Source organism: Streptomyces sp. NPDC005799 (assembly GCF_040630525.1).
In the GTDB taxonomy this organism is placed as follows: domain Bacteria; phylum Actinomycetota; class Actinomycetes; order Streptomycetales; family Streptomycetaceae; genus Streptomyces; species Streptomyces griseorubiginosus_B.
Window position 1 is genome coordinate 62,297 of record NZ_JBEXXQ010000054.1, and the last position, 13,207, is coordinate 75,503.

The window sequence follows — 13,207 nt, forward strand, 5'->3', positions numbered from 1 at the left end:
CGACTCACTCAGAGGTCAGAGGGCCGTCCATGGGACACATGGGTGCCAAAGGCCGAGTCTAACGGGGTGGAGGTATACGAATGCGCCCGTGGGGCGCCCGCCGGCTCTCAGGTGAGGTACGCCGGGGCCGCCACGGGCAGGGTAAATCGGAACTCGGCGCCGCCCTGGGGGCCGCGGCCGACGGTGATGGTCCCGCCGTGGGCCTCGACGATGCCCTTGACGATGTAGAGCCCGAGGCCCGTGCCACCGCGCTTGCTGCCCCGCCAGAAGCGGGTGAAGACGCGGTTCATGGACTCCTCCGGGATGCCGGGCCCCTCGTCGGTCACCGTGACCGACGTGCCGGTGTCCTCGTCCTCGCGGGGGGACTCCGTGGCCGTGACGTCAATGGTGACGGTTCCCTCGCCGTGCCGCACGGCATTTTCCAGCAGGTTGCTGAGCACCTGGTCGATCTTGTCGGGATCGGCCCACAGCGCGGGCAGCGGCTGCTCGATCCGCAGCAGGAACCGGTCGGCGGGCTGCCCGGCGGCGACGTACGCCTGGATGTGCCGGCCCACGGCCGCGCCGATGTCGACCGGCTGGCGCCTGACCTCCAGCCGTCCGCTGTCGATGCGCGAGATGTCGAGCAGCTCGGCGATGAGGCGGGTGACCCGGTCGGCGTCGGCGTCGACGGTCTCCAGCATCAGCCGCTTCTGGTCGTCCGTGAAGCGTTCCCACTTGGCCAGCAGCGTGGCGGTGAAGCCCTTGACGGAGGTGAGCGGCGAGCGCAGCTCATGGGCGACGGTGGCTATCAGCTCCGCGTGGGAGCGCTCGGTCCGTCGGCGGGCCTCGGTGTCGCGGAGGGAGACGACGACGCGGCGGACCGGACCGGTGGGCTCGGCGCGCACATAGCGGGCGGAGACGAGGACCTCACGTCCCCCGGGCAGCAGCAGGTTCCGCTCGGGCTGCCGCTGGCGGATGGCGAGTCCGCCGTAGGGATCGGTCAGTTGCCACCATCGGCGCCCCTCCAGGTCCTCTAACGGGAGCGCCTTCTCCAGCCGCTGTCCCAGGGCGTCCTCGGCCGCCGTGGCGGTGATGCGTTCGGCGGCCGCGTTGAAGCAGATCACCCGGCCGTGCTCGTCGGCGATCACCAGGCCGTCGGGCAGCTCGTCCGGGTCGATGCCGAGCCCGGCCGGATCACCGCGCCGGGGCGCGGGCGGCCGGCGCACGTCCCGTGCCCGCAGTGCCCTGTCCGCACCGCCCGTGCCGACACCCATCCCCGAACCCCACCTCTCAGACGGCGCAGGTGGCCCCCGAGCTGGTCACCCTACTAGGCCCCGGTGACGGAGCGGCACCCTGTGGAGGCGCGCTGTGCACGGGCCGAGGCATAGAGACATACGGCGGCCGCGGTGGCGAGGTTCAGGCTCTCGGCCTTCCCGTGGATCGGGACGCGCACCACGGCGTCCGCGAGTGCGCGGGTCTCCTCCGGGAGCCCCCATGCCTCGTTTCCGAACACCCATGCGGTGGGCCCGCCCATGGTCCCCTTGTCGAGCTCGTCGTCGAGGTCGTCGGTGCCCGCTCCGTCGGCGGCGAGCACCCGGACGCCGGCCCCTTTGAGCCCGGCGACGGCCTCCTCGACGGGCACGCCGACGGCGACGGGGAGATGGAAGAGGGACCCGACGGAGGCCCGTACGGCCTTCGGGTTGTACAGATCGACGGACGCGTCGGTCAGGACGACGGCCTCGGCCCCGGCGGCATCGGCGCACCGCAGGACGGTTCCCGCGTTGCCGGGGTCGCGGACGTGCGCGAGGACGGCGACGAGCTGGGGCCGGGCCGCGAGGATCTCCTCGAAGGGCGTGTCGACGAACCGGCAGATCCCGACGAGGCCCTGCGGCGTGACGGTCGTCGAGATGTCGGCGATCACGTCATCGGAGGCGAGATGGACGCGGACCCCGGTGTCCCGGGCCTCCCCCACGATGTCGGCGTACCGCTCCGCGGCCTCGACGGTGGCGAACAGCTCCACCAGCCCGTGCCCGGCGGCCTCCCGCACGGCCTGCGGCCCCTCGGCCAGGAACAGCCGCTCCTTGCCCCGGAAGTTCCGCTTGGCGAGCCGCCGGGCGGCGGAGACACGGGGGGAACGGGGAGAGATCAACTCCGGGGTCACAGGGGGCATCCAACTCACCTTCGGTACCAGTTCTGCGCCGCAACGGCGATCGACCACGACGGCGCATGTCGGCGGTGCCGGACCCACCCGCACCGCTCAACGCAACGGACCCGCAGGGATAACCCACGGGTCCGTCACTTCGGCTCAGGCCGAGCGCAGCGTCACGCGGCCTTCGGCGCGTTGACGTCGCTCGGCAGCGCCTTCTGGGCCACCTCGACCAGGGCGGCGAACGCGCCCGCGTCGTTGACGGCCAGCTCCGCGAGGATCTTGCGGTCGACCTCGACGTTGGCGGCCTTCAGGCCCTGGATGAAGCGGTTGTACGTGATGCCGTTGGCGCGGGCAGCGGCGTTGATGCGCTGGATCCACAGCTGGCGGAAGTCACCCTTGCGCTTCTTGCGGTCGTTGTAGTTGTAGACCAGCGAGTGGGTGACCTGCTCCTTGGCCTTGCGGTACAGGCGCGAACGCTGACCGCGGTAGCCGGAGGCCTGCTCGAGGATCGCCCGGCGCTTCTTGTGGGCGTTGACTGCCCGCTTGACGCGTGCCACTTGTTAACTCCTTGTAGCGGGGCCGTGGTTGGACTCACACAGCCCGGAATCGATGGGGTCCCGGTCCAGACGTACGGCGCGGGGCGATCGGTCGATCACCGCGCCGCGTACGTCACTTGCCGAGAAGCTTCTTGATCTTCGCGGCGTCGCCCGGGGCCATCTCGGCGTTGCCGGTGAGGCGACGCGTCACGCGGGACGACTTGTGCTCGAGCAGGTGGCGCTTGCCGGCGCGCTCACGGAGCACCTTGCCGGAGCCGGTGACCTTGAAGCGCTTGCTGGCACCGCTGTGCGACTTGTTCTTCGGCATAGCGCCGTTCTCTCCTCGTCGGTGGCGCTCCGGTGCCCGGTCACGAAAACCGGGCACGTCGGAACGTCGCTTGTATCGGTTACTGCTGTCCTGGGACTCGCGTCCCCGGGATCACGCCTCGGCGGAAGCCTCGGCAGGTGCCTCGGTGTCCACGACGACGCTCTGGTCGTCCGCGACACTTTCGGTCTCCGCGGCGTTCTGCGAGCGGCCCGGGTGGGCCTTCGCCTCGGCCTTGCGGGCTTCCTGCGCCTGGCGGGCCTCGGCCATCGCCTCGGTCTTCTTCTTGTGCGGACCGAGGACCATGATCATGTTCCGGCCGTCCTGCTTCGGGTTCGACTCGACGAAACCGAGGTCCTGGACGTCCTCCGCGAGCCGCTGCAGCAGTCGGTAGCCCAGTTCGGGCCGGGACTGCTCGCGTCCACGGAACATGATCGTGATCTTGACCTTGTCGCCCTGCTTGAGGAACCGGACGACGTGACCCTTCTTGGTGTCATAGTCGTGCGGGTCGATCTTCGGCCGGAGCTTCATCTCCTTGATGACCGTGTGCGCCTGGTTCTTGCGCGCCTCACGGGCCTTCATGGCCGACTCGTACTTGAACTTCCCGTAGTCCATGAGCTTGCACACGGGCGGACGGGCGTTCGCCGCCACCTCGACGAGGTCGAGGTCGTACTCCTGGGCAAGCTCCAGTGCCTTGGCCAGCGGGACGATGCCCACCTGCTCGCCACTGGGACCGACAAGTCGCACCTCGGGAACGCGAATCCGGTCGTTGATGCGGGGCTCGGCGCTGATGGATCCTCCTCAGTTAGCACCACACGGTTGTCTGGCGGACAGCCGCGTATGTCTCTACTTCTGTTAGACCTAACCGCGCCGAAGCATGAAAAATGCCCCGGACGATCACAGGCGGGGCCCCGAATACACTGCCGGAGCACCGCCGCGATGCCGCGGGGCGCGCTTTCGGGCGACTCCATCGTCCGTACGGAACGATGGTGGCCGCCTGACCGGGGTGACCCGCCGCCCCGGAGGACGGTCAGGTGGGAGATCGGAGCCTCCACTTGTGGGCCGGGCATGTCTGTCCGGCCGGTCGTCACACAAGGTTAGCAGCTGCCCGGGGGTGGTGCGAACCGGCCTGCACCGGGGCCTATCGTGTGGGGCATGAGTGACACCCCTCCCGAGTCCGCAGAGTCCCCTGAGTCTGCCGCGCCCGACTTCGACGAGATGACCCGCGACATCGCCGAGGTCCCCGCCGTCGAGGTGATCGTGACGGTCGCCGTCAACCTGATGAGCGCCGCCGCGGTGAAGCTCGGCCTGACCGAGGAGGGCGACAAGTACAAGGACCTGGACGAGGCCCGCAAGCTGGTCACCGCCCTGGCCGGGCTGCTGGACGCGAGCGCGACCGAGATCAGCTCCTTCCACGCGGCCCCGCTGCGCGACGGCCTGAAGTCGCTGCAGCTGGCCTTCCGCGAGGCGTCGATCGTCCCGGACGAACCGGGCCAGGGCCCCGGCGAGAAGTACACGGGGCCGATCTACGGCTAGCGCGGGTGGTGCCGGGTAGTGCATTTACCGCCCACTTCGTACGTACAAGGGCTCGCCCGGAGGCGTCGCCCCGGCCGGCAGCAGTGCCAGGTCGAGGCCGCGCACCAGGCGGGCCCTCAGTGTCTCGTCGGCGGCGAGCCGCTCGGCCACGGCACGGGCGGCCTCGGCGGGCGCGGCCGACTCGTCGAGTACGAGGGCGAGGGTGCCGTCGGCCCGCCCGGGCCCGAGGTGGGCGCGCAGCACGGCGGGCTCGGCGGCCACCGCGGCCCGTACCGCCTCGCGCACGGCCGGGTCGGCGAGCGGGTCGGTGCTCGTCCGGCCCTCGGCGAGCGCGAGCAGAACGGGTCCCGTCAGCTCGAAGGGCACCGGGCCGGACAGGTCCAGCACGATCGTGTCGGCCTTCTCGTGCGCGGCGGCCTGCAGCGCCTGGTGCAGGGGTACGGCGACGGGGCGGGCCGCCGGGTCCCAGCGGGCCAGCGACTCGGTGGAGGTGAAGGCCGGCAGGGCGGTCCGGGACCCGGCCTTCAGGGTCGGTACGGCCATGTCGCTGGTCTTCTCGCGGCGCAGCCCGTTCTCGTCCTCCTCGACCTCGCCGAGCACGGCGACCACGGGCACGAGCAGCCGGGCGCCCTTGAGCGCCTCGAGGACCGGCTCCAGTGCGGTGCGGTCCTCGGCCCAGGCGGCGAGCGCGGTGCTCAGCCGGGGGTCGGCGGAGCCGTCGTCGTCGGAGTAGCCGGGGTCGGGAATGTTCTTGTTCGCCACGGTCACCGACCCTATAGGGGGCTTGCTGCTGGGCTTGTGCGGCCCCGGAAACAGCTGGTTCACCGCCTTCACGGCATTCTCAGATTCCCCTGACACACATCTAACGTCCGTCTAACGGCCCGCACAGTCACCGCCCCGAGCATCGCGGGCATGGAGTCCTCCAGAGCCCCCCGCAGCCGCCGCGCTCGGCCGTCCAGGACGCGCCCCCTGCTCTACACCGCCCTCGCCACGGTCGCCGTCGTGGGCGGTACGGCCGCCGGGACGGTGTACGTGAAGGCGCGGGCGCACTCCGGTGCGGGCGCCGTATCGTCGGCGTCGCCGACGGACTCCCCGTCGGCGGAGGGGGAGGAATCGGTGAAACCGGTGAAACCGGTGACGGAGCCGACGGTGGATCACGACGCGCGGCTGGCCGAGGCGATGAAGTCGGTGACCGTCGGGGGAAGGACGAAGGTGTCGGCCGCGGTGCTGGACCTGGCCTCCGGGGAGAGCGCCGTTTACGGCTACGGCGCGTTCGACACGGCCAGCATCGTGAAGGTGGACATCCTGGCGACGCTCCTGCTGCAGGCGCAGGACGCGGACCGGCGGCTGACGGCGACCGAGAAGTCGTACGCCACGAGGATGATCGAGAACAGCGACAACGCGGCCGCCTCCGCCCTGTGGGACGTCATCGGGCAGGCCGGCGGGCTGGACGCGGCGAACAAGACGTTCGGGCTGACCGGCACGCAGGGTGGCGAGGGTGCCCTGTGGGGGCTGACGCAGACCACGGCGGCCGATCAACTCACCTTGCTTCAGCAGGTGTTCGGCGACGACTCGAAGCTGAGCGAGGCCTCGCGGTCGTATGTGCGGGGGCTCATGGGTGAGATCGAGGCCGATCAGCAGTGGGGGGTGTCCGCGGCGGCCGACGGTTCGCGGTGGGCGCTGAAGAACGGCTGGCTGGCACGCAGTACGACCGGTTTGTGGGACATCAACAGCATCGGGCGCGTGCCGGTCGGCGGCCACGCGTATCTGGTGGCCGTGCTCTCCAACGGCAACGCGACGCAGGCGAAGGGGATTTCGCTGGTCGAGTCGGCGGCGAAGGCGGCGGTGTCGGTGCTCGCCGGGGACGGCTCCTCGGTGTCCTGAGGCCCGTAGGCGGCCCCCGGGGGCCCTAGAACTCGTAGCGCCTGGGACGTCCGCGCCACAGAACCACCGCCATGACCAGCAGCACCCCGCCGAAGCCGCCCGCGAGCGGGGCGGCCCAGTCGCTGGTGGAGCTCTCGGACTTGGCGGTGTCCGGGCCACTGCCGAAGTACCGCTTGCCGTAGGAGGCGGCCTGCAGGCCCTCCGGCTTGAGGCGGCCGGCGGCCTTGATGGCGGCGGCCGGGTCGACCATGCCGAAGCCGCGGGAGTCGTCCCGGCCTCCGACGGGCGGGTTGCGGGCGGTGTCCTCCAGCAACTGCTTGATCTGCGCGGGGGCAAGGCCGGGGTGGGCGGCCTTGACGAGGGCCACGGCCCCCGAGACGAACGCGGAGGCGGCGCTCGTGCCCCAGCCCTCGTAGTACTTGTGGTCCGGGTCGGCGATGACGATGTCGTCGCCCGGGGCGCTGACCGTGGCGTACCAGCGGCGGGTGGAGAAGTCGGCGCGGGTGCCGTAGCGGTCGACGGCGGTGGCGGCGATGACGCCCGGGTAGGCGGCCGGGTAGGAGGTGTGGTCGCCCTTCTTTCCGCCGTTGCCTGCGGAGGCGACGACGCTGACGTTCCTCTTCAGGGCGTACTGGATCGCCTCGTCCTCGGCGGGTTCGGGGTGGGCGGAGGCGGAGTCGTCGCCGAGGGAGAGGTTGATGACGTCGGCGCCGTGGTCGGCGGCCCAGCGGATGCCCTCGGCGAGGGCGTTGCCGCGGGTGGAGCGGGCCTGTGGGCGGGCGGAGTCGCCGTCCTCGAGGATCACCCGGACCGGCAGGATCTTGGCCTCCGGGGCGATGCCCATCACTCCGTCGGAGTCACCGGGGCCATGGCCGTGTCCGGCGATGATCCCCGCCATGGCGGTGCCGTGCCGGGCCCAGTTCCGGTTCCCCCGCTCGGCCCCGAAGCCGATCATGTCCTTGGCGGGCAGGACGTTGCCGACGAGGTCGGGGTGGTCGGCCTCCACGCCGGTGTCGAGGACGGCGACGGTGATGCCCCGGCCCTTGGTGGTGCGCCAGGCCTGCTGGGTGTGCATGGCGTCCAGGCCCCACTGCTGGGCGCGGATGCCGTCGGCGTGGGCGGCGGTGGAGGGGACGAGGGCGAGGGAGCCGGCGAGGAGCAGGCTCAGTGCCGCGACCCGGCGGCTGGGGTGTCTCATGAGGGCGGTTCCGTGGGCGGGCTGGTGACGTCCTTGCGCAGGGCGCGTTCGATGCGGTCGGCGATGCCCTGGGCCTCGTGGCCGAGGCCCGCCTGGGCGGGGGCGGTGGTGGCGCCGGACTGCATGGCCTGTGCGGCGGGCTGGGGAGCGTCGACGGTACGGCCGTCGGCCCAGCCGGAGACCGCGTAGACGACGACGGGGGCCTCGGTGAGCACGGAGACGGTCCAGGAGGCGCGTTGCTGGGGGCCGAAGCGCGCGGCGGGGGTGTCCTTGGCGGCGTAGGGGCGGGGCATGAGGTCGGTGCGGTTGCCGAGGCCCTCGCTCCGGAACCGTTTGGCGAGGGCGGTCATGGCGGGGGCGTCTGCCTTGGTGAACAGCAGGCCGACGGTGGTCACGAAGCTCTCGGTGGCGTCGGTGTAGGTGGCGCGCAGCAGCCGCTGGCATCCCACGGGTGCGAGCGCCTTGCCCAGCAGGGGGTCGAAGGCGCCCTTGCAGCCGCTGTCGGGAGCGACGGCGATACGGGTCCAGGTGCGGTCGGCGCCACCGGGGCCGGCGCCGAGCCCCTGCAGGGTGGGCGGGAACAGCTGATCCACCGGCACGCTGTGCCACAGCCCGGCGGCCGCGGAGAACGTCCCCCGCGCACCATCACCGCCATCATCCCCGGCGAGCCAACTCCCGGTGACGGCACCGCCGATGAGTCCGAGTCCCAGCACCAGACAGGCGGCGACGACGGCGGTACGACCCCGCACCCGCCCCAGCAGCGGCCTGGCCCGGGCCCGCTCGTCATACCCCTCGGGCTCCCCGAACGACACGACGGGGCGACTCCCACCCGGGTTCATGGGTGCACTCCAGGAAAGAGCAGGATCAGGCGCCACGACCCCTCGGCCGCCGTCGGGCTGAGCGGGCGAGTCGGTCCGACGCACGTGTACGTCATCGAGCGTGCCGAAGCCCTCGAACACCTCGAACGCCTCAAACGTTGAACGGCCGGAGGGGACACCGGGGTTCGGGCGGTTGGGCGGGGTACTTGCTGCCGGGCGGGTGAGGGGGGCGCCGGATTCGGTGCGAGCGAGAGGTTCGGCGGACCCCGGGCGGGTGGGACGGTCACCGGCCCCCGGGCGGGCAAGAGGGTCACCGGACGCCGGGCGAGTCCTGGGATCGCCCGTCGCCGGGCGCGTGCGCGACGCGCTGGAAACGGGGCGGGATTGGGGATCACTGGACGCCGGGCGAGCCAGCGGGTCGCCGGAGGGCTGGCGGGTACGCGAGTCGCCGGACGTCGAGGGGGTCGGCGAGTCGGCGGGTGGTATCGAGGGCTTGGGGGCTGTGCTCGTCCGCGGGCCGGAAGCCGAAGGTTCATTGGTTCGGTTCGCGGGCGCCCCGCGTGTGGGGGAATGGGCGGACACCGCGCCGGTCGGATCATCGGCGGGCACCCGGCGGATGGGATCAGGCGCGGGCTCCGGACCAGCGGGGCGTTCGCTCGCCACCGAGCGGTCGCGCTGATCGCCGGGCGCCGATCGAGTGGGCGGCACAGGGGGCTTCCGGGGCGCGGGTGGACGCCGGTCGGGTGCCGTGGCTGGCTGGGAAGCCTGGTCGGCGGATGTTTCCGTGGCCACGGTGGCACCGGGGTGGCGGAAGCTTTCGACCGAAGGGGAACCGTTCGGTGCCTGCGGGGAGGCGGCCGAGCGACGGGACGGATCGGTCGGCGAGGGGTGACTGGACGGCATCGGAGGCGTGGGGGTCGGGCGGGCGGGCGGCACTCGGGAGGTGAACACGTCGGCATCGACATCCGCACCCGGGGACACGGCGGAACCAGGGCGGCGGAACTCCTCGGCGGGCGGGACCCGGGACGGCGTGGATATGTCACGGTCAGCGAACGCGTCCGAGGCCGCAGCAGAACCGGGGCGACGGAAGCCGTCCGCCGACGAAGCCCGGGGAGGTACGTCGCGATCAGGGCCCCTGTCCGACGGCGCCACAGAGCCCGGACGACCCAAACCCTCCGCCGACGAAACCCGACGCGTCGACCCACCACGCTCAGATCGCACGTCCGACGCCGCCACAGAACCCGAACGACCCAAACCCTCCGCCGACGAAACCCGGGAGGGTACGTCGCGGTCGGCGCCCCTGTCCGACGGCGCCGCAGGGCCCGGACGGACGAAGCTCTCCGTGGGGGTCGAGGTGGGACGGCGGTTCGCGTTCGGTTCGGGGGGTGTCGGCGGGCGGTGAGGTGGGCGTGGGGGTACGGGGGCGGCTGTGGGGCGGGCGTTCGACGGTGGGGTGTCCGGGAAGCGGGCCGAGGACGGGGGTGGAGGCGGGGTCTCGGGGTCGGCGTCTCGGGGCGTGGGCGCGTGCAGGCGCGGGAAGCGGAACTGAGGCGCGTTGGAGGAACGGGACGAGTCGTCCTTCGCCCCCGCGTCCGTGCTCGCTCGGCGCTGGGCGGCGGGAGCTGCAGGGCGGCCACCTGCCGCTCCTGCCGAACCCGGCGCACGCTCGGGACCAGGGCGGGGTACCGACCCCGCCCCCGTGTCCTTCTCCACGGCGCCGGGCACGTCAGGCACGCGACCCGGACCACGGCGACCTACCGAATCCGTGCCCCCGATACCGTTGTTCCCCGCCGCAGGCCACGCGTCATTCGCGCCCGCGGACGTACTCCGCGCCCCCTCAGCCTCGGCGTTTCTGTCGTTCCAGGTACCCGGCGCCGGCGTACGGTTCCCGAAGGTCTCGAAAGGCTCGGCGTTGAGCCAGGGCGACCACACTCCACTGGAACCGGCCGCCGTCGAGCTCCGTTCCCCGGCGACCGGCGCCCAGGAACTCCCGCCCCGTCCGCCGGCCGGCGTCCACACGCCCGTCGCGTGCGTGCCGTTCGGTGAGGACGGCCCTCCCTGCGAACCCGAACCCGAACCCGTGCCTTGTTCGGGCGGCCCGGGGGACACGTCCGCCCGGTCCTCGGTCGGCTCCGCGTCCGCCTTCCCCCCGTCCCGCCCCACCGTCGGCGGCTGGGCCGGACGTGGCGGGGTGGTGGGGCGTGGTGGAAAAGAGGCGTGCTGGGCTTCCGTGCTCATGCACCCCCCGTTTCCTCGCACCCCGAGCCGTCTACTGTTACGCGAACCGTCGTCCTTGCGCTCAACCGCTCGACGCCGGACCCGGCACGAGCGGTCGACCGTCCCGGGCACGCATACATACCCGTACGGCGGAACCGGCATCCCGCGACAGGCGCCCGACCTCCGTACGTGCGCGTCACTCTACGGCTTGCCCCGCTCGGAACGGGAACCAGTCCGCACCCCCGGGGCATCTGCCCGGAACGTCCCCCTACCCTGGGGTAATCCTGTCTGGCAGGCTTCGTTCATGACTGCGCGCGCCGCCGACCGGGCCCGTTACGACCGGGCCACCGCCCACCTCGACGCCCCTGTGGCCATCGTGGACCTGGACGCCTTCGACGCCAACGCGGATGATCTCGTCCGACGGGCGGGAGGCAAGCCGATCCGCGTGGCCAGCAAGTCCGTCCGCTGCCGGGCCCTGCTGGAACGGGTGCTCGCGAAGGACGGCTTCGCCGGGATCATGTCGTTCACCCTGGCCGAGTCGCTGTGGCTCGTACGGAGCGGCTTCGAGGACGTGCTGCTCGCCTACCCGTCCGCCGACCGCGCCCGCTTCGCCGAACTGGCCTCCGACCCCAAGCTCGCCGCGGCCGTCACCGTCATGATCGACGACCCCGCGCAGCTCCGCCTCATGGACGAGGCCCGTGACGGCGGCCGTGAAGTCATCCGGGTCTGCCTGGAGTTGGACACCTCGCTGAAGCTGCTGGGCGGCCGGGTACGGGTCGGGGCGCGCCGTTCGCCGCTGCACTCACCGGCGCAGGTCGCCGACATGGCCCGCGCGGTGGCCCGGCGCCCCGGTTTCAAGGTCGTCGGGATCATGGCGTACGAGGGGCACATCGCGGGCGTCGGCGACTCCGTCGCGGGGCGGCCGGTGCGCTCGCGTGCGGTACGGCTGATGCAGGCCACCGCCCGCCGTGAACTCGCCGAGCGGCGCGGCGAGGTGGTGCGGGCGGTCCGGGCCGTCGTACCCGATCTGGAGTTCGTCAACGGCGGCGGGACCGGCAGTGTGCAGCACACCGCCGCCGAGGACGCCGTCACCGAGATCGGCGCCGGGTCCGGGCTCTACGTGCCGCGCCTGTTCGACAACTACACCTCGTTCAGCGGTCGTCCGGCGGCGCTTTTCGCCCAGCCGGTCGTACGACGCCCGGGAGTCGGCGTCGTGACCGTCCTCGGGGGCGGCTATCCGGCCTCCGGCGCGCCCGGCAAGGACCGGCTCCCGGTGCCGTACCTGCCGGAGGGACTGCGCTACGACCCCCAGGAAGGGCCCGGCGAGGTGCAGACCCCGCTGCTGGGCTCGCCCGCGGACGATCTGCTGATCGGCGACAAGGTGTGGTTCCGGCACGCCAAGGCCGGTGAACTGTGCGAGCGTTTCGACGTGCTGCACCTGGTGGAGGGGGACGCGGTCACGGCGACCGTCCCGACCTATCGCGGGGAGGGCCACACCTTCCTCTGACCCCTGGCCGCCCGGCCCTACTTCGCGGGGCCGATGCTGCTGCCCACTCCCCCGTCCGTCGCCGCGTCGCCGACCGGGCGGATGCCTCGGGTGATCCGGTCCATGTCGGCGAGCGGCGGTCCGTCCTCGCCCGCGTCGAAGACGAACCGGATGAGGACGGGGGACTCGGTGCCGACGCTGGAGGGGAAGGCGAGGGACTCGACGTACCCGCCGGGTCCCTCGGCGGTCTTCACCCGCCAGCGCACGAAGTACCCGGCGCGGCCCGCCACCGCGATCTGGCCGGAGCCGACCTCCCGGTGGGACTCGATGCCGCCGTAGGGGCGCCGGCCGGTGAGGTCCCGGTCGTAGGCGGCGTCGGCCGCGTCGGAGACGTCCCGGCGGGCGAGGGCCCGGGGCGAGGTCTCGTCGGTGCTCGCCGCCGTACGGGAGATGACCAGGCCGTGTCGGCAGACACCGGAGTCACCGGGGCAGTCGTAGGTGCCGTCGGTGGTCATGACGACGTCGTCCTCGCTGACGTACCGCGGCCTGACCCAGCCGTCGGGCAGGGGCAGGGTGATGCCGTTGAGCTGGTCCACGACGACGGGCGGGTCGTCGGTGGAGGGGTGCGAGGGGGACGCGGACGGGGTGGCACCGCCGGTCGTCGGGGCCTCGGCACTGGCGGCGCCGGGCTCGGTCTGGACCTGGGCCGCGGGCTCGTTGCCGCGCAGGTAGACGGCTCCCGTGACGATCGCGGCCACGAGGACGGCGCCCGCCGTGACGAGCGCGACGATCCGTGCCCGGCCCGAACCCCCGGCCGGCGGCTGCCCGGGCTGATTCCAGTGATCGGTCCAGGCCGTGCCGTCCCACCAGCGCTGCAGATGGGGTGCCGACGGATCGGGATACCAGCCGGGCGGTGGCGTCATGCTCATCCCGGACACCATAGAACGGCCCCGGGGAGCCGTACACGGTGTCCGGGAGCAGGCACTAGACGAGTCATTCCGAATGCTGACGGTGCGTGTGGGAACGCGGACAGGGCGTCCAAGATCGATCTGTGACGAATGACCTGGACGCCCTGCTGA

General features: G+C 72.3%; 12 protein-coding genes. 3 read left to right on the plus strand and 9 right to left on the minus strand.

The window, feature by feature from the left end; all coding sequences use genetic code 11:
* Positions 1–107: 107 nt before the first annotated feature.
* From ABZ453_RS39185 to infC, 5 genes are all read right to left on the minus strand, one after another.
* Positions 108–1,253: an ATP-binding protein gene (locus ABZ453_RS39185; RefSeq protein WP_359022908.1), complete on the minus strand. Its 1,146-nt coding sequence runs from the start codon at positions 1,251–1,253 to the stop codon at positions 108–110.
* A gap of 53 nt (positions 1,254–1,306) precedes the next feature.
* Positions 1,307–2,149, minus strand: coding sequence for an RNA methyltransferase (locus ABZ453_RS39190; protein WP_359022910.1), 843 nt, complete (start codon positions 2,147–2,149; stop codon positions 1,307–1,309).
* A 152-nt stretch (positions 2,150–2,301) separates the two neighbouring features.
* Positions 2,302–2,685, minus strand: coding sequence for a 50S ribosomal protein L20 (gene rplT, locus ABZ453_RS39195; protein WP_004002577.1), 384 nt, complete (start codon positions 2,683–2,685; stop codon positions 2,302–2,304).
* Positions 2,686–2,797: 112 nt separating this feature from the next.
* Positions 2,798–2,992 (minus strand): 50S ribosomal protein L35, encoded by a 195-nt coding sequence (rpmI, locus tag ABZ453_RS39200; protein WP_004933563.1) that lies wholly within the window; start codon positions 2,990–2,992, stop codon positions 2,798–2,800.
* Positions 2,993–3,103: 111 nt separating this feature from the next.
* Positions 3,104–3,781 (minus strand): translation initiation factor IF-3, encoded by a 678-nt coding sequence (gene infC / locus ABZ453_RS39205; protein ID WP_359022925.1) that lies wholly within the window; start codon positions 3,779–3,781, stop codon positions 3,104–3,106.
* Positions 3,782–4,144: 363 nt separating this feature from the next.
* Here infC and ABZ453_RS39210 point away from each other — a divergent pair, with 363 nt between their 5' ends.
* Positions 4,145–4,525, plus strand: a complete 381-nt coding sequence (locus ABZ453_RS39210) for a DUF1844 domain-containing protein (RefSeq protein WP_359022913.1) — start codon at positions 4,145–4,147, stop codon at positions 4,523–4,525.
* 24 nt (positions 4,526–4,549) lie between these two features.
* On the opposite strand, the gene ABZ453_RS39215 is transcribed toward ABZ453_RS39210, so the two are convergent.
* Entirely contained in the window at positions 4,550–5,287 is a 738-nt protein-coding gene (locus tag ABZ453_RS39215) for an SseB family protein (RefSeq protein WP_359022915.1), read from the minus strand.
* 150 nt (positions 5,288–5,437) lie between these two features.
* On the opposite strand from ABZ453_RS39215, the gene ABZ453_RS39220 reads away from it, so the two are divergent.
* A complete protein-coding gene (locus ABZ453_RS39220; RefSeq protein ID WP_359022916.1) occupies positions 5,438–6,409 on the plus strand; it encodes a serine hydrolase in 972 nt (323 codons plus the stop codon).
* Positions 6,410–6,434: 25 nt separating this feature from the next.
* Here the strand turns inward: ABZ453_RS39220 and mycP are convergent, their stop codons facing one another.
* Positions 6,435–7,607, minus strand: a complete 1,173-nt coding sequence (mycP, locus tag ABZ453_RS39225; protein ID WP_359022918.1) for a type VII secretion-associated serine protease mycosin — start codon at positions 7,605–7,607, stop codon at positions 6,435–6,437.
* Positions 7,604–8,419, minus strand: a complete 816-nt coding sequence (locus ABZ453_RS39230) for a hypothetical protein (RefSeq protein WP_359022920.1) — start codon at positions 8,417–8,419, stop codon at positions 7,604–7,606. The genes mycP and ABZ453_RS39230 overlap by 4 nt, the downstream gene beginning before the upstream one ends.
* A gap of 2,527 nt (positions 8,420–10,946) precedes the next feature.
* Between ABZ453_RS39230 and ABZ453_RS39235 the strand changes: the two genes are divergently transcribed.
* Positions 10,947–12,149, plus strand: a complete 1,203-nt coding sequence (locus ABZ453_RS39235; RefSeq protein ID WP_359022921.1) for an amino acid deaminase/aldolase — start codon at positions 10,947–10,949, stop codon at positions 12,147–12,149.
* 17 nt (positions 12,150–12,166) lie between these two features.
* On the opposite strand, the gene ABZ453_RS39240 is transcribed toward ABZ453_RS39235, so the two are convergent.
* The gene (locus tag ABZ453_RS39240) at positions 12,167–13,051 is read right to left on the minus strand and encodes a DUF2510 domain-containing protein (RefSeq protein ID WP_359022927.1); all 885 of its coding nucleotides are present in this window, start codon (positions 13,049–13,051) and stop codon (positions 12,167–12,169) included.
* Between the last annotated feature and the right edge of the window lie 156 nt (positions 13,052–13,207).

What these genes read in the sequence shown, in the direction of transcription:
- ABZ453_RS39185 (WP_359022908.1), bottom strand. Translation starts at nt 1,253, where the DNA reads ATGGGTGTCGGCACGGGCGGTGCGGACAGGGCACTGCGGGCACGGGAC.
- ABZ453_RS39190 (WP_359022910.1), bottom strand. Translation starts at nt 2,149, where the DNA reads ATGCCCCCTGTGACCCCGGAGTTGATCTCTCCCCGTTCCCCCCGTGTC.
- rpmI (WP_004933563.1), bottom strand. Translation starts at nt 2,992, where the DNA reads ATGCCGAAGAACAAGTCGCACAGCGGTGCCAGCAAGCGCTTCAAGGTC.
- ABZ453_RS39210 (WP_359022913.1), top strand. Translation starts at nt 4,145, where the DNA reads ATGAGTGACACCCCTCCCGAGTCCGCAGAGTCCCCTGAGTCTGCCGCG.
- ABZ453_RS39220 (WP_359022916.1), top strand. Translation starts at nt 5,438, where the DNA reads ATGGAGTCCTCCAGAGCCCCCCGCAGCCGCCGCGCTCGGCCGTCCAGG.
- mycP (WP_359022918.1), bottom strand. Translation starts at nt 7,607, where the DNA reads ATGAGACACCCCAGCCGCCGGGTCGCGGCACTGAGCCTGCTCCTCGCC.
- ABZ453_RS39235 (WP_359022921.1), top strand. Translation starts at nt 10,947, where the DNA reads ATGACTGCGCGCGCCGCCGACCGGGCCCGTTACGACCGGGCCACCGCC.
- ABZ453_RS39240 (WP_359022927.1), bottom strand. Translation starts at nt 13,051, where the DNA reads ATGACGCCACCGCCCGGCTGGTATCCCGATCCGTCGGCACCCCATCTG.